We start from the raw sequence: 22,518 nt of genomic DNA on the forward strand, positions 1-22,518 counted from the left end.
GTATTTCCGTCGATCGGCCCCGGCCGTTCCGTGTACGGTTCTTGTGTCCCTGCCAATCACCGGCAGGGCGCGAACCCGAACCGGCGGGATATCCGGACACACATGTATGTGGGGACACTGTCCTTCGATCTGCTTCTCGGCGACGTACGGTCGCTGAAGGAGAAGCGCTCCATAGTCCGTCCGATCGTTGCCGAGCTCCAGCGCAAGTACGCGGTGAGCGTGGCGGAGACGGGCGGTCAGGACCTCCATCGCAGGGCCGAGATCGGCCTCGCCGTGGTCTCCGGGGACACCGGACACCTCACAGACGTACTCGACCGGTGCGAGCGGTTGGTCGCGGGCCGGCCGGAAGTGGAGCTGCTGTCCGTACGGCGGCGGCTGCACAGCGACGAAGACGATTGAGTAGGACCGACCGGGAATCGGGGGGTGGGTGAAGGAGCGGGGCTGGGTGCGTGCGGCTGCAAGGCGGAGGATTGAGCCATGGCGGAGTCATGGTGATTGACGACAACGCCGCAGCCGCACGTGACCGGCCCCGCGACGCCGCCCCCCGATTCCCGGTCGCTCCAAAGCGAGAAGGAGACGGACCAGTGGCCGACAACGCGCGGGCTAAGAAGCTGGCGGACCTCATCCAGGAGGTGGTCGCCGAGAAACTGCAGCGTGGAATCAAGGACCCGCGCCTGGGTACGCACGTGACCATCACGGACACCCGCGTCACCGGCGACCTGCGGGAGGCCACGGTCTTCTACACGGTCTACGGCGACGACGAGGACCGCGCGAGCGCGGCGGCCGGGCTGGAGAGCGCCAAGGGCATCCTGCGCTCCGCGGTCGGCTCGGCGGCGGGGACGAAGTTCACCCCCACCCTCGCCTTCGTGGCGGACGCGCTGCCCGAGAACGCCAAGGCGATCGAGGACCTCCTCGACCGGGCACGGGCCTCGGACGCCAAGGTGCGTGAGGCGTCCTCGGGCGCCACGTACGCGGGCGACGCGGACCCGTACCGCAAGCCGGAGGACGAGGACGAGGACTCACCTTCCGCATGACGCAGAACAAAACGCCGGACGGTTTGGTCATCGTTGACAAGCCGTCCGGCTTCACGTCGCACGACGTCGTCGCCAAGATGCGCGGCATCGCCCGGACCCGCCGGGTCGGCCACGCCGGCACGCTGGACCCGATGGCGACCGGCGTACTCGTGCTCGGCGTCGAGAAGGCCACCAAGCTCCTCGGCCACCTCGCGCTGACCGAGAAGGAGTACCTCGGTACGATCCGGCTCGGCCAGGACACCGTCACGGACGACGCGGAGGGCGAGATCACCTCGTCCACCGACGCCTCCGGGGTGACGCGGGAGGGCATCGACGCGGGGGTCGCCGCCCTGACCGGCGCCATCATGCAGGTGCCGTCCAAGGTCAGCGCCATCAAGATCGACGGCAAGCGGTCCTACGCGCGGGTGCGCGGCGGCGAGGAGTTCGAGATCCCGGCCCGGCCGGTGACCATCTCGTCCTTCAACGTTTACGACGTCCGTGAAGCCGTCGCCGAGGACGGCACCCCGGTGGTCGACCTGGTCGTCTCGGTGGTCTGCTCGTCGGGTACGTACATCCGGGCCATCGCCCGGGACCTGGGCGCCGGGCTCGGCGTGGGCGGGCATCTGACCGCACTGCGGCGCACCCGCGTCGGTCCGTACGGTCTCGATGCCGCGCGGACGCTCGACCAGCACCAGGAGGAGCTGGTCGTGATGCCGGTGGCCGAGGCCGCCGACTCGGCCTTCCCCCGGTGGGACGTCGACGACAAGAGGGCCAAGCTGCTGCTCAACGGCGTACGGCTCGACATGCCCACGTACCCGCCGGGTCCGGTCGCGGTCTTCGGGCCCGACGGGCGGTTCCTGGTCCTCGTCGAGGAGCAGAAGGGCAAGGCCAAGAGCCTCGCCGTCTTCGCCTGACACCTGGGGCCCGTCCTGGCCCCCGTCGTGGAGCGGGCAGGGCCCCTGTGCCCGCTCCACGACCCCCCACCGGATTCTGTCCGGCGAACGCCCCCGATTCACCCCAACGGGCAGGCGCTCGGAGTGAATCGGGGGTGCAAACGGGGCGCTTTTACCCTGTCCGCTTCTTGTGTCGATCACCGTCGCCCTATCGTCGGATCATGGGATGCGGGGACCGGGCGACGCTGGTACGACTGTGCGATCCGGCGGGCCGGCCGCGGGGGACGGGCTTCGTCGCGGACGACCGGGGCACGGTCGTGACCAGCCACGAAGCGGTCGACGGCCTCCCGCACCTCCTTCTGCACGGCCCTGACGGCCGTAGCTGCCGCGTCGAGGCCCACGACATCACCGCACTGCCGGAACTGGACCTCGCGCTCCTGACCACCGGCGGCCCGGACGCGCTCGGAGCGCCGCCCCTGCCGATCGCCCCGCGGGAGCGGATCGGCGCCGGCACCTATGTGACGATCGCCGCGCACGGCTGGCGCGAGGCACGCGTCCTCGGCGCGACCTCGGTGACGTACACCGCCGGCGGCCGCACCCACACGATCGGCCGGGCGCTGGAACTGGCCCTCGGCACGGACGGCAGCGATGCGCTCCGGCTCGGCGGCGCGGCCGTCGGCGGGCCCGTGCTCGACCCGGACACCGGCGCCGTCATCGCCGTCCTGGGCACCGCCCTGCGTACCGGTCACGCTGCCGCGGGATGCGCGGTGCCGCTCTCCGGCCCGGACCGGGACGGCCCGCTGCGCGCGCTTCTGCGACGCAACGCGATGGGGGTACCCGGATACGGAATCGACCTGAACGCGGCGGGGGCGCTCCAGCTCACCGCCATGTCGGTCGGCTCCGCGGGCGGCCCGAGTGCCTGGCCCGATCCGGTGGAACGGCCCGACGCCCTCGCGGAGTTCAACGCCTTCACCGCGGCCGGCCGGACAGTGGGCGGGGAGGATCCCGCGGTGGTCCTCGGCCTGGTCGGAGCGCCCGGCACCGGCCGCACCACCGAACTCGCCGCGCTCGCTGCACGACGGGCCCGGGGCCCGGTGCCCGCGCTCACCCTGTGGCTGCGCGGCGCCGATCTGCTGGCCGATGACACCTCCGTGGCCGATGCGATCGCCCGCACGCTCCGGCAGGCCGGGCGCATCGTCACCGCCGCCGGAGCCGTCGGTGACATGGCGACCGCCACTCCCGGGCGGGTGGCCCGGCTGGCCGCGGACGCCGGCAGCCCGCTGCTCGTCCTGCTGGACGGCCCCGAGGAGATGCCGCCCGTCCTGGCGCACCGGCTGGCCGGGTGGACCGAGGGGACGGTCGACTGGCTGCGGGAGCACGGGACGCGGCTCGTCGTCGCCTGCCGGCCCGAGCACTGGGAGACCGCGGGCGCGCTCTGCCCGCCCGGCGCGCTGCACCGCCCGGCCCGCCCCGCCAGGCGGCTCCCGTCGGCCGTCCGCATCGGTGACCTGACGGCGGGCCAGGCCGAGCGGGCCCGGACGGGGTACGCGCTCCCGCCCGACGGACTCGCCGCCGGCCACGACCGGCACCCGCTCACGCTGCGGCTGCTCGCGGAGGTACGTGAGGCCCTCCCGGCGGACACCCCCGGGCGTCCCGACACGGAAGAGGTCTTCAGCGCCCATCTGGACCTCATGTGCCTGCGCATCGCGGTCAGGATCGCCGCCCAGTGGCGTCCCGCGCCGCACGGCACGGAGGTGCGACGGCTGGCCGCGCGGGTGGCGGGCCAGGTCCACGAGGCGGCCCGGCGCTGCCTGGGGCCCGGGCAGGGGGAGCTGGACCGGGCGTCGTTCGAGGAGGTCTTCCCGTGGCGCACGGGCTGGGCGTCGGCGGTGCTGACCGAGGGCCTGCTGGTCCCGGCGGGAGCGGGATACCGGTTCGCGCACGAGGAGCTGGGTGACTGGGTGCAGGGGGCTCATCTGGATCTGGACGCGGCGCTGCGGGCGCTGGTGCACCGATGGCATGCGGATGCGGATGCGGTGGCGGGGGAGGGCGCGGGCGCGGGCCGGGTGCCGCAGCCCCGTCGGCCGGGCGGGCAGGCCGGACCGGAGGCGGCACCCGCACCGGAGCAGCCGCACTCCCTTCCCGTGCCGCGGCACCGGATCGGGCCGGTGATCCAGGCGCTCCTCCTCGTGGGCCGCCGCCAGGGCCCGGCCGCGCTGGCCCACCGGCTCGCCGATCTGATCGAGGCGCTGGACCGGCTCTCGGCCGGGGAGGCCTCACAAGCCGCACAAGCCGCAGAGGCTGCACAAGCCGCAGAGGCCGCAGAGGCTACTGAGACCGCGAAGGCCACTGAGGCCGCAGAGTCCGCCGGCCGCCCGGACAGCGGTGTGCCGTTCCCCGACGCGCGCTGGTGGGCCGTTCATCTGCTGTCCGAGACGCTGCTGCGGGTCCCCGACGCGCGGCCGCACCTCGGGGTGCTCCGGCTGCTCGCCGGGCGCATCGTCCGGAGTTCGGGCGACGGCGGCGGGTCCGGTGCGCGGGGTGCGTACGCCGAGTTCGGGCCGTGGTTCTGGCGGCGGCTGCGGCTGCCCGAGGCGGACCGGATGGATCTGTTCCGGCGGCTCGTCCCCGCCGACGGGCCACCGCGCGGCGACGGCGACGGCGGCGGGCGGTTCCTGGACGCCGTGGCCCGGCGGCTCGCCGCCCATCCGCGTACGCTCCAGCCGCTCCTGTGCACCTGGTTCACCGACGAGCACCCGCTCGCCGCCGAGGAGGGAGTGGCGTTGCGGCCCACCGTGGCGGCGGCCGCGCAGGCGCTCCTCTACGCCCGCCGTGACCTCGACGTGGACGATCTGACCGACGCGCTCGTCTCGTCCGGCCACCCCCGCGCCGACGAACTGCTCGCCGCGCTGGCAGAGGACGAACCGGCCGCGCTCTGCCGGGCCGTCGAGCGGTGGTCACGTGACGACGACTGTCGCGTCCGCCGGATGGCGGCCGCCTCGTACGGAGCGCTCGTCGCCCCGCATCTGTCCTGCGAAACGGATCGCGCCCTACTGCGCCGCGCCGCCCTGTCCCTGCTGGCCCGCCCCGCCGACATCGATGTGCACGGCTCCGCGCTCGCTCTGCTCGTGGCCGATCCGCAGACCCGGGACCGCTATCTGCCGCAAGCCCTCCGGGCCTTCGCCGCGGACGGGCCGAAGCTGTCCGCCGCCGCGCTCGCCGTCGCGCTGCCCACGCATCCGGAGCCGGTGCTGGCCGCGTACCGGGACCGACTCGTGCGGCCCGGGGACGGCGCCGGTGAGGTGCTCCGCGCACTCGCCGGGCTCGACGCCCCCGCGCTCGCCCTGCACACCGCCGGGCTCGTACGCGCCTTCGTCGACAGCCACCCCGGGGACACTTCGCACACCGCCGCGTACCTCGACCGCAGGCTGGAACACGGGCCCGCCGCACGGGCTCTGCTGCTTCCCCTGCTGACCGGACTGCTCCGGGACCGCCCTGCGCCCGCGCCCGTCCGCGGCGCACTCGCGGGGGTACTCGCCTCGCCCGGCAGCCCCGCGTCCCAGCAACTGCGGGACACCTTGCTTGAGGTGTTGCTGGACTTCGAGCAGGGCGGCGCATACCGCGACCCGATCGTGCTGGAAGCGCTGCTGCGGGCCGCCGCGACCGGCTGCGCCGGGCGGTCACCGGCCCGCACCCGGGCCCTTGTGCACCGCACGGGGATGCTGCTCGTCCGCACCCCCGAGGGGGCCGGTCTGTTCGACCGCCTGCTGGTCGCGCTCGCTCGTGACGTGCCCGGGTTCGGCGGGCTGGTCATCGGGTGGCTGGCCGACGCCCCGCAGGAGTGGGCGGCGGTCATCGGCCCCGGCGCGCGGCGGACGGTGGAGGCACTCGGTGCCCCGATGACCATGCCGATGCAGGCCGCAGGGCGTGAGCATGGCAGTCTTAGACCTGCGTAAGAGACAAACCCACGTACACAGGTTCGGGCGAGGAGCGGTCAGAGTGCAGCGCTGGCGTGGCTTGGAGGACATCCCCCAGGACTGGGGACGCAGCGTCGTCACCATCGGTTCCTACGACGGGGTGCACCGCGGACACCAGCTGATCATCGGCCGGGCCGTCGAGCGGGCCCGCGAGCTGGGGGTGCCCTCGGTCGTCGTGACGTTCGACCCGCACCCCAGCGAGGTCGTCCGTCCCGGCAGCCATCCGCCGCTGCTCGCCCCGCACCACCGCCGCGCCGAACTGATGGCCGAGCTCGGCGTGGACGCGGTGCTGATCCTGCCGTTCACCACAGAGTTCTCGAAGCTCGCGCCGGCCGACTTCATCGTGAAGGTGCTCGTCGACAAGCTGCATGCGCAGCTGGTCATCGAGGGCCCCAACTTCCGGTTCGGTCACAAGGCCGCCGGGAACGTGCAGTTGCTCACCGAGCTCGGCGACACCTACGACTACCGCGTCGAGGTCATCGACCTGCGAGTGCGCGGCGAGGCCGGGGGCGGCGAGCCGTTCTCCTCGACCCTCACCCGGCGCCTGGTCGCCGAGGGGGACGTGGCCGGTGCCGCGGAGATCCTCGGCCGTCCGCACCGCGTCGAGGGCATCGTCGTCCGCGGGGCACAGCGCGGCCGTGAGCTCGGCTTTCCCACCGCGAACGTGGAGACCCTGCCGCACACCGCTATCCCGGCCGACGGCGTGTACGCGGGCTGGCTGCATGTGAACGGCGAGGCGATGCCCGCCGCGATCTCGGTCGGCACCAACCCGCAGTTCGACGGCACCGAGCGGACGGTGGAGGCGTACGCGATCGACCGCGTCGGCCTCGACCTGTACGGCCTGCACGTCGCCGTGGACTTCCTCGCGTACGTGCGCGGCATGCTGAAGTTCGACTCGATCGACGATCTGCTCGTGGCGATGGCCGGCGATGTGAAGCGGTGCAGCGAGCTGATCGCCGCGTACGACAGGGGCTGAGGGCTCACCTCGTCCCCACGGCTCCGGCCGGGACCGCTGTCACGCGGTCCCGGCCGGAGCCGTAGTGGCACACGGGCTGCTCAGCTGTTGAGCTCCTCCAGCGTCTTCCCCTTGGTCTCCACGGCGAACAGCGCGATCACCGCGCCGACCACCGCGATACAGCCCAGCTGGGTGAAGACCGTGGTGAGGCCGGCGCCCGAGCTGATGATCGCGCCGACCACGATCGGTCCCAGGATGACTCCGAGCCGGTTCCACACCCCGCCGAACGACGCCCCGCGTGCCCGGCTCCGGGTCGGGTAGAGCTCGGGTGTGTAGAGGTAGAGGCTCACGTTGGTGGCGAAGACGAAGAGCGTCGCGACCGAGGCCCATGCCGCGACCTGACCACCGGACGTGGCGCCGGAGACGGCCAGCGAGAGCAGTGCGACGGCCGCCCCGCCGAGACCGACCGCCAGGGACACCCGGCGCCCCACCTTGTCGATGACGAGGGCGACCAGCAGACAGCCGATCAGACCGGTCACATTGCTCAGCAGCGAGTAGTTGAGCGCGGTAGGCAGATCGAGACCGAACTCCTTGGTGTAGAGCGACGGCAGCCACGTGGCGATGCCGTGGTTCACGTAGTACGCGACGAACCACAGCGCCGACACCACGACCGTGCGCCGCAGGTAACGGCCGGCGAACAGGTCACGCAGCCCGCCCCGCTCGGTCTCGACGACCGTCGCCGGTCCGGGTTCGGGGAGTGGCGCGCCGGTCGACCTCGCCACGTCCTTCTCGATCCGCGCGATCACCTCTTCGGCCTCCGCGACCCGGCCACGGGAGAGCAGCCAGCGGGGCGACTCCGGCACCTGGCGGCGCAGGACGACGACGAGGAGGACGGGCAGGGCTCCGATCATGAACATCACCCGCCAGCCGAAGCTGGGCACCACCCACCTCGCGACGAGCGTGGCCGTGGCGAGGCCCGCCGGGAAGATGAGTTCGTAGAGCAGCACGAACCGTCCGCGGTGCTCCGCCCGGGCGATCTCGTTGATGTACGTGGCGGCGACCGGCACGACACCGCCGATGCCCAGGCCCTGGACGAACCGGAAGAGGGTGAACAGGGCGAAGCCGGGGGAGACGGCGACGGCGAGGCTGGCCAGCGCGGTCACGGCGACGCCCAGCGCGACGGTGTTCACCCGGCCGATGCGGTCACCGAGCCAGCCGGCCACGAGAGCGCCGAGCAGCATGCCGACCGAGCCGCTGGTGACGATCATCGTGCCCTGACCGGTGCTCAGCTTCCACTGTTCGGTCAGGACGGGCAGGGCGGAGGCGGTCAGCAGCTGATCGAACGCCTCGAAGAACGTGACGGTGCCGATCAGGGTGCGGACCTTGACGTGCCAGCGAGAGCTCGGCAGGCGTTCGAGCCTGGCCGAGACGGAGCTCACCGTGGGGCCGTTGGCCACGATTGACATGGGGATCCTTCCGCGAACAGAGGAGTTGCGGTGACCCTAGGAAGAAGTCTCTTAGCGGTCAATAACTAAGTGCTTAGATTTAATAACGAAGTGAAACCGGTCCTGAGCTGGGGATTCGTGAATGCCGATACGGCTCCGGGCATGGCTGACCGGCCCGGGGCGAACGGCGCCAGGGGCCGGTCGACGGATGTGCGTGCGGGTCAGTGCACGTGCGACCGCAGGGCTTCGAAGATCCGCTCGGGGGAGGGTGGCGGGGTGGTCGCCCGTGCCCCCGTGGCGCCGTGTGCCGCGTTGGCGGCGGCCACCGTCGGGACCGTGGCGCCCTCGTCGTGACTCCAGGGGTGCGTCGTGGAGGCGGCCGGCCCGGCGGGGAGCAGGAACATGTGGACCGCGCCTCCTGGCCTCTGCTGTAACGGCAGAGGGTGATCTGATGACAGAAAGTTATCTAATGACTGAAACAGCTAATCCTGAGAGTTCTAGCACTAAGGAATTGTCGCCACAAGGGTTCCGCGACCGTCACCGGTTGTATCGTGAACACCTCGCCGCTGCGCCGTGCGCGGTGTTCTCGTAAGGAGGCGCGGGGTCGCGGCATCACGCCGGTCTCCCAACGCACATGACTCGTGGAGCTTCCGGCCGCCCCGACGCGGTCGACCTCATCCTGGAGCAGTGGAAGCGGGAGCTGCCCGCCCTCGACGCCTCACCGATGGAGGTGCTCGGCCGGCTCCACCGCAGCTTCCTGCGCTACCAGGGGCTGCTGTCCGACCTCTTCGAATGCTTCGACCTGAACATGGCCTCCTTCGATGTGCTGGCAGCTCTTCGCAGGTCAGGGCCACCGTACCGGCAGACCGCCGGTCAACTCGCGGACATTGCCCTGGTCACCACGGGTGGCATCACGCTCCGGCTGGACCGGCTGGAGAAGGCCGGCCTGGTGACCCGCGAGCGCGATGCGACGGACCGCAGGATCGTCTACGCCCGGCTCACCGAACGCGGGGCCGAGATCGCCGATGTCGTCGCCGTCGCGCACTTCGCCAACGAGGAGCGGATGCTCGCCGAGCTGTCCGCCACCGACCGGCGCAGTCTGAGCCTGCTGCTCGGCAAGCTCGAACGCTCGCTGGAGACGGCGGAACAGACCCCGCCCGACCGTGCCGCACTGAACGCACCCATTCGGCGGGACATCGCACCGGAACCGCAGCGCTCAGTATCTCAGCACTGAAGCTTCGCTTATGGTGGGCCCACCGGGGCCGGGTGTGCCGGGCCGGAGGAGGTCCGAACCGTGCGTGAACTGCTGTCGGAACTGCGTACCTGGCACGACGCCGGTACGCCCTTCGCGCTGGCGACCGTCGTCTCCGTGCGCGGCAGCGCTCCCCGGGCGCCCGGCGCCATGATGGCCGTGACCGCCGACGGCACGGTGGCGGGCAGCGTCTCCGGGGGCTGCGTCGAAGGGGCGGTGTACGAGGTGGCCGGTGAGGTGCTCGCCACCGGAACCCCGCAGTTGCAGTCGTACGGGATCAGCGACGACGAGGCGTTCGGCGTGGGCCTGACCTGCGGCGGCACCATCGATGTCCTCGTCACCCCCTTCACCGCGGCAGCCGACCGGACCTGGCTCCGGGACGTCGGCGCAACCGTCGCACGCGGCGAACCGGTCGCCCTCGCCACCCTCCTGCCGGATGCCGCCGGTGCGGGCGCGCGGCGGGTGGTCCGGGCGGACGGCGCGGAGGGCTCCCTGGGCAACGAGGGACTCGACGTCGCCGTGACCGACGACGCCCGGGGCCTCCTCGCCCAGGGAGCGACGGGCCGGCAGTGGTACGGGACCCACGGCGAACGCCGGATGCAGGACGTGTCCGTCTTCATCCAGACGTACGCGCCACCGCCCCGCATGATCGTCTTCGGCGCCATCGACCACGCGGCGGCGACCGCCCGGATCGGGTCCTTCCTCGGCTACCGGGTCACCGTGTGCGACGCCCGCCCGGCCTTCGCGACCCGCGAGCGCTTCCCCACCGCCGACGAAGTCGTCCGCGCCTGGCCGCACACCTATCTCTCGGACACGGACGTCGACGAGCGCACCGTGCTCTGCGTGCTCACGCACGACCCCAAGTTCGACGTCCCCCTGCTGGTCGCCGCGCTGCGCACCCCGGCGGCCTTCATCGGGGTGATGGGCAGCCGGCGCACCCACCTCGACCGGCTGGCACGGCTCCGGGACGAGGGCGTGAGCGAGGCCGACCTGACCCGGCTCGCGTCACCGGTCGGCCTCGACATCGGAGCCCGGACACCCGAGGAGACGGCTGTCTCGATCGCCGCGGAGATCATCCAGCACCGGTGGGGCGGCACCGGGCGGCCGCTCGGTGAACTGTCCGGCGCGATCCACCACCACGGACAGCAGTAGCGGGCGGTCCCCGGAACACGGAACCGCCCGCCACCGCATCGCCGTTCTGCTCCCGCGCCACGGCGGGAAACGCCTCAGGCCTGCGCGGCCCGGGCCATCGCCGTCGCGCCGGCCCAGTGGCACGCCACCTGGGTCTCGCCGCCGCCCGCGAGCACCGGCAGATCCTTCGTACGGCAGGCGTCGGCGACACCGGCCCGCTCCGCCTCGCCCGAGGCCAGGACCTGGCAGCGCAGATGGAAGCGGCAGCCGGACGGCACCTTTGACGGGTCCGGCGGCTCACCGGTCAGCACCACCGGTTCGCCCTCGGCCTCCGGGAGCACCGACAACAACGCCTGGGTGTACGGGTGCTGCGGGGCCGTGAGGATCTGCTCGACGTCACCCGTCTCCACGATCCGGCCGAGATACATCACCGCCACCCGGTCCGCGATGTTCCACGCCAGACCGAGATCGTGCGTGACCACCAGCGCGGACAGGCCCAGTTCGTCCCTCAGTCGCAGCAGCAGCGCCAGGATCTCGCCGCGCACCGAGGCATCCAGCGAGGCCACCGGCTCGTCCGCCACGATGAGCTCCGGTTCCAGGACCAGCGCGCCCGCGATCACCACGCGCTGGCGCTGACCGCCCGACAGCTCGTGCGGATAGCGCAGGAAGAAACGCTCCGGAGGCCGCAGCCCCGCCCGGGAGAGGGCGTTCGTCACCGCCTCCCGCTCGTCGCCGCCGTACCGGTGGATCCGCAGACCCTCGGCCACCGCGTCGTAGACGGTGTGCCGCGGGTTCAGCGAACCGCTGGGGTCCTGCAGCACCAGCTGCACCCGCTTGCGGTACGCCTTCAGCGCACGGCTCCCGTAGTCGAGCGGCTTGCCGCCGAAGGTGACCTGTCCGCCCGTCGGCCGGACCAGGCCCAGCAGCGAGCGGGCCAGGGTCGTCTTGCCGCACCCCGACTCGCCGACCAGTGCGACGATCTCGCCGGGGCGGATGTCCAGGTCGACCCCGTCCACGGCGCGGGCCGGGTCGGCGCCGTGCCTGCCGGGGAACGTGACCTGGAGCTCGCGCGCACTGAGCAGGTCCGTGGTGGTGGTCATGATGTGCTCCTTGCTTCCTCGGCGCCCTGCGGGGCCGCGGCCCCTTCCGGCCCCACCAGCACGCAGGCGGCCTGCCGCCCGGGCCCCGCCACCCGCAGCACCTGGTCCTGCGTGGTGCAGGAGTCCAGGGCCACCGGGCAGCGCGGATGGAACGTGCAGCCGGCCGGCAGCGCCGACGGGTCGGGCGGATCGCCCGGCAGCCCCCGCGGCGCGAACCGCGAGGCGGGGTCCCCGATCCGCGGGAAGGCGCCCGACAGCGCCTTGCTGTACGGGTGGTGCGCCCGCTCGTAGACCTCGGACGCCGGACCCTGCTCCACGACCCGTCCCGCGTACATCACCGCGAGCCGGTCGCAGGTGTCCGAGAGCACCGCGAGGTCATGGCTGATCATGATCAGCCCGAGGTCCTGCTCGGAGACCAACTGCTCGATCAGCCTCAGGATCTGGGCCTGGATCATCACATCGAGCGCCGTCGTCGGCTCGTCCGCGATGATCAGGCCAGGGTCGCAGGCGAGCGCCATCGCGATCATCACGCGCTGCCGCTGCCCGCCGGAGAGCTCGTGCGGATAGGCGTCCGCCCGGGCGGCGGGCAGGCCCACCTGCTCCAGCAGCTCACCGGCCCGCTTCCGCGCCGCGGCCTGCGTCGTCTTCTTGTGCAGCACGATCGGCTCGGCGATCTGGTCCCCGATGCGGTGCACCGCGTTCAGCGAGTGCATCGCGCCCTGGAAGACGATCGAGGCGCCCGCCCAGCGCACGGCCCTGACCTGGCCCCACTTCATCGCGAGGACGTCCTCGCCGTTCAGCAGGATCTCCCCGGTGACCTTCGTGCCCGCGGGCAGCAGCCGCAGCAGCGCGAGCGCCAGCGTGGACTTCCCGCACCCCGACTCCCCGGCGATGCCGAGCTTCCTGCCCGCGTCGACCTCCAGATTCACCCCGCGGACCGCCTGGGCGCCGCCGGCGTACGTCACCGTGAGATCGCGTACTTCGAGAAGAGGCGTCTTGCGGATGCTCGTCGTGCTCAACGGGCCACCCCCAGCTTGGGATTGAGGACGGACTCGATGGCGCGGCCGCACAGTGTGAACGCCAGGGCCACCAGGGCGATGGCGATGCCGGGCGGCGCCAGGTACCACCAGTCGCCCGCGCTCACCGCACCGGCTTCGCGCGCGTCCTGGAGCATGCCGCCCCAGGAGGTGATGGTCGGGTCGCCGAGGCCGAGGAAGGCCAGGGTGGCCTCCGTCAGGATCGCGCTGGAGATCACCAGCGTGGTCTGGGCGAGCACCAGCGGCATCACGTTCGGCAGGACGTGCCGGAGCATGATGTGCCCGTGCCCGCCGCCCAGCGCGCGGGCCCGCTCGATGTACGGGCGGGACTCCACGGCGAGGGTCTGCGCCCGCACCAGCCGGGCCGTCGTCGGCCAGGTCGTGACGCCGATCGCGATGATGACCGTCCACAGGGAGCGGTCCATCACGGTGGCGAGCGCGATCGCCAGGACGAGGGTCGGCATCACCAGGAACCAGTCGGTGACCCGCATCAGCACCGTCGAGTACCAGCCGCGGAAGTGCCCCGCGACGATCCCGACGACCGTGCCGATGGCCACGCACAGGAACGCGGCCAGCAGCCCCACGGTGAGTGAGACGCGCGCCCCCCAGACCAGCAGGGCGAGGACGCTGCGTCCGAACTGGTCGGTGCCGAGCGGGAATTCCGCGCTCGGCGACTCCAGTGCGCCGCCCGGAGCCTCGGTGACGCTCTGTGCGTCGGGGCCGGTCAGCACGGGCGCGCACACGGCGATGAGCGCGATCAGGACGAGTCCGGCCAGGCCCCACAGGCCGCCCCGGTGGCTGCGGTACTGCCGCCAGAACCGGGCCAGGGAACGCCGCTTGCGGGCCCGTGCCAGTGCGCCCGGGCTCTTGGCCGCCTCGGGCCCGGATTCCTCGGGTGCGGGGGCCTCGGCCCCCGGCGTGGACGCGGGCATGGATTCGGTCGTCATCGGCCCACCCGGGGATCGAGCAGCGGATACAGCAGATCGGCCAGGGTGTTCGCCAGGATCACCGCGGTGGCGAAGACGAAGAACAGCCCCTGGACGAGCGGAAGGTCGGGGACGCTCAGCCCTTGGTAGAAGAGGCCGCCGAGACCCGGCCAGGAGAACACGGTCTCGACCAGGATCTGTCCGGCGACCACGTGGCCCAGGTTGACGAACATCAGGGTGAAGGTCGGGAGCATCGCGTTGGGGACGGCGTGCCGGCGGCGGACCGCGTCGTCGCGCAGCCCTTTCGCACGTGCCGTCGTCAGGTAGTCGCTGCCCATCTCGTCGAGGAGTGAGGAGCGCATCACGAGGAGCGTCTGCGCGTAGCCGACCGCGACCAGGGTGATCACGGGGAGCACCATGTGGTGCGCGACGTCGAGCACGTATGCGAAGCCCGACTCGTTGCCCGACTCCAGGCCGCCCGTCGGGAACATGCCCGGGATCGGGCCGACGCCCACCGAGAAGACGATGATCAGGAGCAGACCGAGCCAGAACGACGGCACGGAGTAGAGCGTGAGCGCGAGCGCGGTGTTGAAGCGGTCGCTCTTGGAACCGTTGCGCCAGGCGGTACGGGTGCCGAGCCAGATTCCCAGCGCGCTGTAGAGGACGTACGCCGTTCCGGTGAGCAGCAGCGTCGCCGGAAGGGCCTCGGTGATCTTGTCCATGACCGGGGCGTGGTACTGGAACGAGGTGCCGAAGTCACCGGTGAGCGCGTCACCCACGTAACTGGTGAACTGCTGCCACATCGGCTGGTCGAGGCCGAACTGATGACGCAGGGACTCGAGCTGCTCGGCGGAGACGCGACGCCCGCCGGTCATCTGCTTCACCGGGTCGCTGGGGATGAGCCGGAAGAGGAAGAAGCTGGTGACCAGTACGGCGAACAGCGAGACGGCCGCGCCGACGATCTTGGCGGCCACGTACTTCAGATAGGCCTTGGTGTTGCGCGCCCGTGGGCCGCGGGCGGCCGGTGTCCCGGCCGGAGCCGGGCCGTCCGTGTCCGCATCCGCCTGTTTCACGAGCGCCGGAGTGCTGTCAGCTGTCATGGGAACTCTCGTTACTCGTGCTGCACTTAGAGGGATCGGCCGACGGGGCCCGGCTGCCCGGGCCCCGCCGCCGATCGCTCTCATCCCGTCCGCGGGAACTACCCGCGGTCGGCGGAACTACTCGCGCTCGTCCGCGGTGGTGCGGCGGCGCCGGGAGAGGAGGAACCCGCCACCGGCGAGGACCACCACGGCGACGACGATGCCGATGACGATCCCCGTGGAACTCGAACCGGAGTCGCTGTCACTGTCACCGCTGGCGGCCGGAACGGCCGACCACCAGCTCCAGTAGCCGTCCTGGCCGTAGATGTTGCCGGCCGCCTCGGGCATGGTCGTGATCGACTTGATCTGGTCGGTGCGGTAGGCCTCGACCGCGTTCGGGTACGCGATGACGCTCATGTACCCGGAGTCGTACAGCCACGACTGCATCTGCCCGACGAGGTCCGCCCGCTTGGCGGGGTCGTACTCGGCGAGCTGCTTCTTGTACAGCCCGTCGTACGTCTTGTCGCAGATGAAGTTGTCCGTGGCCGCGCTCGCCTTGGCCTTGGCCGGCAGAGCGGCGCAGGTGTGGATGCCGAGGACGAAGTCCGGGTCCGGGTTGACGGACCAGCCGTCGAAGGCGAGGTCGTACTCACCGGCGTACCAGGGCACGGAGACGTCGTCGAGGCAGTCGACCTTGAGGCCGACGCCGATCTTGCCCCACCACTCCTTGAGGTACTTGCCGATCGCCTTGTCGTTCGGGTCCGTCGCGTGGCACAGGATGCGCAGGTCGAGCGCCTTGCCGTCCTTGCCGACGCGCTTGCCGCCCTTGAGCTCGTAGCCCGCCTGGTCCAGGAGCTTTCCGGCCTTGGCGGGGTCGTAGGCGAGGCTCTGGCTCGCCGACGGCTGCCAGTTGTACGCCGAGAAGCGCGGCGGGATGTATCCCTGGCCCTCGACGGCGTGCCCCTGGAAGACCTTGTCGATGATCGTCTTGCGGTCGATCGACAGGAACAGCGCCTGGCGGACCTTCTGGTCGAGCAGCGCCTTGTTGCCGTTGCCGAACTTCGTGCCGTCCTTGGTCTGCGCGCCCGGGTTGGTGGCCAGCGCGAAGAAGCGGCGGCCCGGACCCTCGTTGACCTTGATGTTCGCGTCACCCTTGAGCGACGCGGCCTGGGCGGGCGTCAGCGCGGGCGATCCGGCGACGAAGGAGACCTCGCCCTTGCGGAGTGCGGCGACCGCGGCGTCCTGGTCCTTGTACGTCTTGAAGACCAGCTCGTCGAACTTGGGCGTGCCGCGCCAGAAGTCCTTGTTGGCCTTGAGCTTCACGTACTGGTCGACCTTGTAGTCGCTCAGTACGAAGGGGCCGTTGCCCACGATCGGGAAGTCCGTGTCGTTGTTGAACTTCGAGAAGTCCTTGACCTTCTCCCAGACGTGCTTGGGGACGATCGGGACATCGAGCGCGGCCATCGTGGCCTGCGGTTCCTTGAGCTCGATCACCAGCTTCGTCGGGCTGGGGGCCGTCACCTTCTTGAAGTTGGTGACGAAGCTGCCGTTCGCCTGGGCGGCGCCCTCGTCGGTCATGATCTTGTTGAACGTCCAGGCCGCGTCCTCGGCGGTGGCCTGCTGACCGTCCGACCACTTGGAATTCGACCGAATGGTGTAAGTCCACGTCAGCTTGTCGGCCGACGGCTCCCACTTGGTGGCGAGACCCGGGACGGCGTGGTTGTCCTTGGGGTCGTAGTTCGTCAGGAAGTCGTACATGAGCCGGGAGACGCTCGTGCTCAGCAGCTTCTGGGCGAGGAACGGGCTCAGGGAGTCGACGCTCTGCGCGACCGCGACGGTCAGCGTCTTGTTGCCGCTGTCGGCGGCCTGCGCCTGCTGGGGCGCGGCCCCGAGGGGTACGCCCGGCACGATCGACCCGGCTGCGAGAGCAAGGGCGGCGGCGCCGGAGGCCAGGAGGACACGCCGACGTGAGCGTGGCTGGGCTGAGGACGGTGGAACTCTTTCGACCATGGTCAGGGACCTCGCGTCATGACTCGCACGGAGAAGGCGGGTTGATCTGTGGTTCGCCAGCTGGTGAAGCGAAGGTTTATCAGCGGTGGTCGAGCCGCGTCAACGGTCACCGAAACGGCGTGTGGTCTGCGGGAATGCAATGAGGGTCCACATCGCGAGAACGATGTGGACCCTCATTGGTTCAGACCTCTGACGCCTTACTGCTGAGGCGCTGGCGGAGGCTGCGGAGGCTGCTGCTGCCACCCCGCGGGCGGGACGGGACCCTGGAGTTCGGGGTGGGCGGGCTGCCCCGGTTGACCTGGCTGTCCGCCGTACTGCGGCTGCGGCGGCGGACCCGCCTGACCGGTCGTCGGCTGTGCCTGGGAGGGCAGCGACTGCTGCCAGTTCTGCCCGGCGCCGGGGGCCGGCTGCGAGGGGTAGGGCTGCTGCGGCTGGCCGCCGTAGGGCTGTTGCGGGTACGGCTGTCCGGGCTGCTGCGGGTACGGCTGCTGGGGTGCGTACGGCTGCTGTCCGGGTGCCGGTTGGCCCGGCATTTGCTGACCGGGCATCGGAGGGGCGTACTGCGGCGGCGGGTTGCTGCCGTTCGCCGTCCACAGCCCCTGCTGCTGCTGGGCGCGCGCGAAGTCCTCGGCGACGAGGGCCGAGAGGTGGAAGTACGCGTCCCGGGTCTTCGGACGCATCATGTCGAGGTCGACCTCGGCACCGGCCGACAGGTGCTCGTCGAACGGTACGACGACCACGCCGCGGCAGCGCGTCTCGAAGTGCTGGACGATGTCGTCGACCTTGATCATCTTGCCGGTCTCGCGGACCCCGGAGATGACGGTGAGGGACCGCTGGACCAGCTCCGCGTATCCGTGTGCCGACAGCCAGTCCAGCGTGGTGGAGGCGCTTGACGCGCCGTCGACCGACGGGGTCGAGATGATGATCAGCTGGTCGGCGAGGTCCAGCACACCGCGCATCGCGCTGTAGAGCAGACCGGTACCCGAGTCCGTGAGGATGATCGGGTACTGCTTGCCCAGTACCTCGATCGCGCGCCGGTAGTCCTCGTCGTTGAACGTGGTCGAGACCGCCGGGTCCACGTCGTTGGCGATGATCTCCAGGCCGGAGGGCGCCTGCGAGGTGAACCGCCGGATGTCCATGTACGAGTTGAGGTGCGGGATCGCGTGGACCAGGTCGCGGATGGTCGCCCCGGTCTCGCGGCGGACCCGGCGACCCAGCGTGCCGGCGTCGGGGTTGGCGTCGATGGCGAGGATCTTGTCCTGCCGTTCGGTGGCCAGGGTCGCGCCGAGAGCGGTGGTCGTCGTGGTCTTGCCCACGCCGCCCTTGAGGCTGATCACCGCGATCCGGTAGCAGGAGAGCACCGGGGTGCGGATCAGATCGAGCTTGCGCTGCCGCTCGATCTCCTCCTTCTTGCCGCCCAGCTTGAAGCGGGAAGCGCCGGACGGGCCCCGACTGCTCTTCGCCTTCTGCTTGCCCCGGACGAGCCGGTCGGAGGAGAGCTCAACGGCGGCCGTGTAGCCGAGCGGGGCACCCGGCACCGAACGCTCGCGCTGGTCGTGGGTGACCGGCGTGGGCCATGCGCTGCCGGTCCGCGGATCGGCGGGCAGACCCTGCGGCATTTCCTGCGGCGGGAGTTGCTGCGGGTGCTGCTGCGGGTGCTGCTGCTGTGGGTGCTGCTGGAGTTGCTGCGGCTGCTGCGGGGGAATCTGCGCGGGCAGATTAGGGGTGGGCTGAGCCGGCGGCTGGGCACCCTGGGGGAAGCCGTAACCGCCCTGCGGAGCCTGAGGGGCCTGAGGGGGTAGTGCCGCGCCCTGCTGCTGCGGGGGCCACTGGTGTGCCTGGGGTGCTAGAGGCGCCTGAGGCGCTTGCGGTGCCGGGGGCTGCGGGAGCTGCGCCGGAAGCGGGGCACCGGGCAGGGCCTGCTGAGGGTGCGGTTGCTGCGGGAAGCCGTACCCGCCCTGCGGCGCCGAGGCGGCCTGCTGGGGGAAGGCGGGGGCCTGCGGAGCCTGCGGGGCTTGGGGGGCCTGCGGGGCCGCCGGAGCCTGCGGGAATCCGTAGCCGCCCGGTCCTGCGTCGGCCGGGGCCTGCGGAGGCCAGTGGGACGCCGGCTGAGGTGCGGCGGGCTGCGGCGCCGCGGGCTGGAAGGAGGGCGGCAGCGGCGGCAGTCCGCCCGATGCCGGCGCGGGTGTCCAGGGCGCCGGTGCCACGTCCTGCGGGGCGCTGCCCGACGGTACGCCGAGGGGGGCCGCGCCGGTGAGGGCGGCTGGGGGTGCGGTGTCCGACGGTGTCGAGTCCGTGGGCGCGGCGTCGGCGGGCTCGTTGGCCTGCGGGTCGTCGCCGGAGGCGTCGTGGCTCGCGGCACCGTCCACCGGCGGGGTGTCGAAGGGGGCGTCCGCGCCGGGCTCGTGCGGCTCCTCCTCCTCGGCGGAGGGGGTAACGGTGTCGACGGGTGCCTGAGGCGCGTCGGTCGGTGCCGAGGAGGGTTCGGATGCGGAGGAGTCCGGGTCTGCCCCGGCCTCCCCGGAATCGGCCTCCCCGGATTCCCCGGAATCATGCTGCGTGGCCTCCGCGGCAGCATCGGCTCCGCCGTCCGCGGGTTCTCCGCCGGCCACGGGGTCGACACCGGCGGGTCCGGCACCGGCCGCAGGGCCGCCGGCCTCCGCCTCGGCAGGGGCCGCCGCAGCAGCCTCGCGCTCGGCGATCTCCCGCTTCAGCGCGGCGGACGAGAACCGCATGGTCGCGCCGCTCTCCAGATCGCCGCCCCCGAAGGGGTCCGGCGCATCGCTCGCGTCGTCCGCACCCGGCGCCGGGTGACCGACGGCGGCACCGTGGGCCGGTGCCGGTGGCGCCGGAGCCCAGTCGGGTTCGAAACCGCCCCCGGGCGGCAGCCCGGGCACGGACACCGGGGAGCCGCTGGGCGGCGGGGGCGGCGCCAGGTGCGTGCCGGCGCCGCCCGACGAGTCGCCCGGCGCATTCTGCGTGTACCAGGCGGGCGGGGTGTAGTCGATGGTGAACTCACCCGTCATCTCGGCGGGTTCCGCGTCGGACGACTCGTCGACGGGCGTGTTCCAGCCCCCGCGCATCTCGTCCCGATCGCCGTTCACTTTGCCTCCTGGTGTGGTCGAGCACCCTTGTGCCGTGGGGGTGGGGGCGACCGTTCCCGCAGTGCGAACCGCCCGGCTCTCCCCCTGGGACGCGCCTTGCCTGCCCGCTGGTTCTTCTGCCGCGCCCGGACCCACCCTAATCGTCATCGGGCTCACCACGGCAGGCCGTACGGCACCGCGACTGCTGTCCCCTACGTCACGTACTGCCCCCAAGTGGACTGAGTGCGGTCGGGAGTGAGGCATAAAGCGGTCAAACATGCGCATCTACGCAGGTAGATCTGAACAATTCGCACACGTGGTGGTGGGTCGTCAGTCCATTCTGCGGGCGCTGCCCAGCAGTCCCGATTCCGCATCGGTCGGATGGATCATCACGAACCGGCGGTCCTGACGGGTGCACCAGAGGGTGACTCCGTCGGTCAGAGTGGACAGAGCCCGGGTCTCACCGGGCCCCAGGCGCATGAGATGGCCGATCTGTTCCGCTTCGCCGGGAGACACCCGTTGAATGCCGACCAGGGACGACTTCTCCATCAACCCGGACGCCACCGGGCTCAGATACGGCAGCAGCGTCACCACCGACTGCCAAGGACCGGCCGCCACCCGCCCGCGCGGTGGCTTCATGCCGCAGTCCCGCACCACGACGACCGGCGATCCGGCCGAGGGGCCTTGCGGCGGCACCCGTCCCACCTCGTGCAGCGCGATGCCGCAGCCGTCACCGCCCGCCGCCCGCACCAGTCCTTTCCAGGCAGGGGCCCGCCCCGTCTCGACCACGATCCGGGACCCGGTCGCCGCCGCCCGCAGCGCGAGCACCTGTGCTGTCCAGAGCCCACCGATCAGCGTGACGTCGTACGGAGTGGGCCGGTTGATGCCGAGCACGGCGGGGCGTCCCTCGCCGTCCACGCCGATCACCACGCCGTCGTCGCCGACCGGCAGGGCCAGCGAAGCCAGTTGCTCGGGACGGACCGTGTGCCGGGGACGGCGCGGGCCCGTCAGCCCGAACCCCAGTCGCCCACGGCCCCGGACGGGTACGGACATCAGCGGGCACCTCCGAGTGGCAGGGTGGCGAGCACGCCGGGCAGCTGCACGTGGTCGAGTCGCACCAGTGAGGTCTTCACTCCGCGGGCCGTGCGTTCCAACTCGTGTCGCCCCGTCCGGAGTTCTCGCTCGTCGCGACCGGTGACGCGGATGTGCCCGGTGAGGGTGATCTCCTGCCGGTCGCCGTGCCCCAGCGTGAGAGCGAACGTCGTGGCCAGGACCGGGACCGAGGTGAGCAGCGCGACTAGCTGCGGCATCGGGGCGCCACCCCCGCCGAGCTCCGGCCAGCGGCGCACCCAGTACGTGGTGTGGAGCCTGTCGTCGCACTGCCAGGTGCGGGAGGTCTCCCGGGTGCGGCGGGCGGGCGCCCCGTCCAGGCCCGCCCGTGCCGTGGCCGACGGGCTCGCGCAGACGGAGGTGGCGATCGCCGCCCCGAGTTCCTGTTCCGTGAGCACCGTCGCATGCAGCCCTCCACCGGTCAGCCTGCCGGCCAGCTGGTCGGCCGCGCGCACCAGGCACTTCTGCGCACCGGTGAAGCCGCCGCCCCGCGCCCGTACGGCCTCCGGGCAGAGCTCAGGTGCCAGCTTCAGGGCGATCCAGGTGATCCGGACCGCGGGGGAACCCGTACCCGCCTGCAGGGGCGCGTAGCTGCGGGCCGCGACCGACTGCTCCGGCAGATGCGGCGCGGGCGCCGGCTGGGTGTGCTGCACGATCTGCGCCGACTCCAGCCGGATGCCGTCGACGTCCAGTGCGTCCCGCACGAGCGCCAGGGGAAGCGGCCGCGCGGACCGGTCCGGGCGCAGCGCCGTGCCGTCCGCGTCGATCCTGAGCACGGCCGTCAGGTACGTACCGTCGCCGATCATGCCGACCGGTCGCCGGTCGCGTCCCCCGAACGAGTGTGTACGCAGCGCCGGTTCGCACTCGACCACGGGCGCGATGCCCGGTTCGGTTCCGGCAGCCGGTCCCGTCGACGCGGACCTGCGGTTACGGGCCCGCAGCGCGAGGACCGCGTGCAGCAGTGCCGGAAGGGAGCGGCGGTGCCGGCGCACGACGGCGAGCATCACCAGCAGTGCGGCCGCAACCGAGGCCGGGGCCAGCAGCAGCGGATCCACGACCCCGGCGCAGAGCAGCAGCGCCCCCGCGATCTCGCACAGGACGAGTTGGTGCAGCCGGAACGGCCCGAACGATCCGGCCCGTCCGCCCCACCGCACGATGCCCGGACCGCTGCCGTGCACCGAGGTGTCCGGCGCTCCCCGGGGGGATTCCGGAGGCCGTGTGCCCCGGGCCGGAGCCGTCCGCGTCGCGGAAGCCGTCATCGCGGCACCCCCCGTTCATCCGGGTCCGGTGTCTCGCGCCCCGACCCGTGCCATGCCCGTCCCGCCGAGGTCTCCGGCGGGGTGAATCACCCTACCCGGCCCCACGACCCGTGGACCGACAGACGTACCTGGCCTGCAACACCCCTGAATCGACAGGCATAGTAGGAAGCCGGTCCGGCATCGGGGGGTCCGGTACGGGACGCCGGCCGCGGTCGCTCCCGGTGCCGCGCGGTCGGACACGGGAGACG

General features: G+C 71.9%; 17 protein-coding genes. 7 read left to right on the forward strand and 10 right to left on the reverse strand.

Annotated elements, in window-relative coordinates:
- Nucleotides 1-102 precede the first annotated feature (102 nt).
- From SH922_RS29785 to SH922_RS29805, 5 genes are all read left to right on the forward strand, one after another.
- Nucleotides 103-399, forward strand: a complete 297-nt coding sequence (locus tag SH922_RS29785; RefSeq protein WP_326739190.1) for a DUF503 domain-containing protein — start codon at nt 103-105, stop codon at nt 397-399.
- Between the two features lie 185 nt (nt 400-584).
- Nucleotides 585-1,034 (forward strand): 30S ribosome-binding factor RbfA, encoded by a 450-nt coding sequence (rbfA, locus tag SH922_RS29790; RefSeq protein WP_393061233.1) that lies wholly within the window; start codon nt 585-587, stop codon nt 1,032-1,034.
- Nucleotides 1,031-1,927 carry a tRNA pseudouridine(55) synthase TruB gene (gene truB / locus SH922_RS29795; RefSeq protein ID WP_393061235.1) on the forward strand — a complete coding sequence of 299 codons (897 nt, stop codon included), beginning with the start codon at nt 1,031-1,033 and terminating at the stop codon, nt 1,925-1,927. Before rbfA ends, truB begins: the two co-directional genes overlap by 4 nt.
- A 200-nt stretch (nt 1,928-2,127) precedes the next feature.
- The gene (locus SH922_RS29800; protein ID WP_393061237.1) at nt 2,128-5,862 is read left to right on the forward strand and encodes a trypsin-like peptidase domain-containing protein; all 3,735 of its coding nucleotides are present in this window, start codon (nt 2,128-2,130) and stop codon (nt 5,860-5,862) included.
- Nucleotides 5,863-5,905: 43 nt separating this feature from the next.
- A complete protein-coding gene (locus SH922_RS29805; protein WP_393061239.1) occupies nt 5,906-6,859 on the forward strand; it encodes a bifunctional riboflavin kinase/FAD synthetase in 954 nt (317 codons plus the stop codon).
- Between the two features lie 80 nt (nt 6,860-6,939).
- Here SH922_RS29805 and SH922_RS29810 read toward each other — a convergent pair whose 3' ends face one another.
- Nucleotides 6,940-8,304, reverse strand: coding sequence for an MFS transporter (locus SH922_RS29810; RefSeq protein ID WP_393061241.1), 1,365 nt, complete (start codon nt 8,302-8,304; stop codon nt 6,940-6,942).
- A gap of 200 nt (nt 8,305-8,504) precedes the next feature.
- Entirely contained in the window at nt 8,505-8,687 is a 183-nt protein-coding gene (locus SH922_RS29815) for a hypothetical protein (protein ID WP_393061243.1), read from the reverse strand.
- Nucleotides 8,688-8,917: 230 nt separating this feature from the next.
- Here SH922_RS29815 and SH922_RS29820 point away from each other — a divergent pair, with 230 nt between their 5' ends.
- The gene (locus tag SH922_RS29820; protein WP_393061245.1) at nt 8,918-9,517 is read left to right on the forward strand and encodes a MarR family winged helix-turn-helix transcriptional regulator; all 600 of its coding nucleotides are present in this window, start codon (nt 8,918-8,920) and stop codon (nt 9,515-9,517) included.
- 60 nt (nt 9,518-9,577) lie between these two features.
- On the forward strand, nt 9,578-10,687 hold the full coding sequence (locus SH922_RS29825; protein ID WP_393061247.1) for an XdhC family protein: 1,110 nt from the start codon (nt 9,578-9,580) through the stop codon (nt 10,685-10,687).
- A gap of 74 nt (nt 10,688-10,761) precedes the next feature.
- Here SH922_RS29825 and SH922_RS29830 read toward each other — a convergent pair whose 3' ends face one another.
- The 8 genes from SH922_RS29830 to eccE all read right to left on the reverse strand — a co-directional run bounded on the left by SH922_RS29830 (nt 10,762) and on the right by eccE (nt 22,270).
- Nucleotides 10,762-11,766, reverse strand: coding sequence for an ABC transporter ATP-binding protein (locus tag SH922_RS29830; RefSeq protein ID WP_393061249.1), 1,005 nt, complete (start codon nt 11,764-11,766; stop codon nt 10,762-10,764).
- Nucleotides 11,763-12,785, reverse strand: coding sequence for an ABC transporter ATP-binding protein (locus SH922_RS29835; RefSeq protein ID WP_393061251.1), 1,023 nt, complete (start codon nt 12,783-12,785; stop codon nt 11,763-11,765). Before SH922_RS29835 ends, SH922_RS29830 begins: the two co-directional genes overlap by 4 nt.
- On the reverse strand, nt 12,782-13,750 hold the full coding sequence (locus tag SH922_RS29840) for an ABC transporter permease (RefSeq protein WP_393061253.1): 969 nt from the start codon (nt 13,748-13,750) through the stop codon (nt 12,782-12,784). Before SH922_RS29840 ends, SH922_RS29835 begins: the two co-directional genes overlap by 4 nt.
- Nucleotides 13,747-14,829, reverse strand: a complete 1,083-nt coding sequence (locus SH922_RS29845; RefSeq protein WP_393061255.1) for an ABC transporter permease — start codon at nt 14,827-14,829, stop codon at nt 13,747-13,749. Before SH922_RS29845 ends, SH922_RS29840 begins: the two co-directional genes overlap by 4 nt.
- Before the next feature lie 117 nt (nt 14,830-14,946).
- Entirely contained in the window at nt 14,947-16,818 is a 1,872-nt protein-coding gene (locus SH922_RS29850; RefSeq protein ID WP_393061257.1) for an ABC transporter substrate-binding protein, read from the reverse strand.
- Between the two features lie 197 nt (nt 16,819-17,015).
- Entirely contained in the window at nt 17,016-19,922 is a 2,907-nt protein-coding gene (locus tag SH922_RS29855) for an SCO5717 family growth-regulating ATPase (RefSeq protein ID WP_393061259.1), read from the reverse strand.
- 309 nt (nt 19,923-20,231) lie between these two features.
- On the reverse strand, nt 20,232-20,954 hold the full coding sequence (locus tag SH922_RS29860; RefSeq protein ID WP_393061261.1) for a hypothetical protein: 723 nt from the start codon (nt 20,952-20,954) through the stop codon (nt 20,232-20,234).
- A complete protein-coding gene (eccE, locus tag SH922_RS29865; protein WP_393061263.1) occupies nt 20,954-22,270 on the reverse strand; it encodes a type VII secretion protein EccE in 1,317 nt (438 codons plus the stop codon). The genes SH922_RS29860 and eccE overlap by 1 nt, the downstream gene beginning before the upstream one ends.
- Between the last annotated feature and the right edge of the window lie 248 nt (nt 22,271-22,518).

The sequence above is a fragment of the Streptomyces sp. LN549 genome (genome assembly GCF_043203805.1).
In the GTDB taxonomy this organism is placed as follows: Bacteria; Actinomycetota; Actinomycetes; order Streptomycetales; family Streptomycetaceae; genus Streptomyces.

Excerpts from the sequence above, each read along its gene's own strand:
- SH922_RS29785 (WP_326739190.1), top strand. The coding sequence starts at position 103 with ATGTATGTGGGGACACTGTCCTTCGATCTGCTTCTCGGCGACGTACGG.
- truB (WP_393061235.1), top strand. The coding sequence starts at position 1,031 with ATGACGCAGAACAAAACGCCGGACGGTTTGGTCATCGTTGACAAGCCG.
- SH922_RS29800 (WP_393061237.1), top strand. The coding sequence starts at position 2,128 with ATGGGATGCGGGGACCGGGCGACGCTGGTACGACTGTGCGATCCGGCG.
- SH922_RS29810 (WP_393061241.1), bottom strand. The coding sequence starts at position 8,304 with ATGTCAATCGTGGCCAACGGCCCCACGGTGAGCTCCGTCTCGGCCAGG.
- SH922_RS29815 (WP_393061243.1), bottom strand. The coding sequence starts at position 8,687 with ATGTTCCTGCTCCCCGCCGGGCCGGCCGCCTCCACGACGCACCCCTGG.
- SH922_RS29820 (WP_393061245.1), top strand. The coding sequence starts at position 8,918 with ATGACTCGTGGAGCTTCCGGCCGCCCCGACGCGGTCGACCTCATCCTG.
- SH922_RS29830 (WP_393061249.1), bottom strand. The coding sequence starts at position 11,766 with ATGACCACCACCACGGACCTGCTCAGTGCGCGCGAGCTCCAGGTCACG.
- SH922_RS29840 (WP_393061253.1), bottom strand. The coding sequence starts at position 13,750 with ATGACGACCGAATCCATGCCCGCGTCCACGCCGGGGGCCGAGGCCCCC.
- SH922_RS29845 (WP_393061255.1), bottom strand. The coding sequence starts at position 14,829 with ATGACAGCTGACAGCACTCCGGCGCTCGTGAAACAGGCGGATGCGGAC.
- SH922_RS29850 (WP_393061257.1), bottom strand. The coding sequence starts at position 16,818 with ATGGTCGAAAGAGTTCCACCGTCCTCAGCCCAGCCACGCTCACGTCGG.
- SH922_RS29860 (WP_393061261.1), bottom strand. The coding sequence starts at position 20,954 with ATGTCCGTACCCGTCCGGGGCCGTGGGCGACTGGGGTTCGGGCTGACG.
- eccE (WP_393061263.1), bottom strand. The coding sequence starts at position 22,270 with ATGACGGCTTCCGCGACGCGGACGGCTCCGGCCCGGGGCACACGGCCT.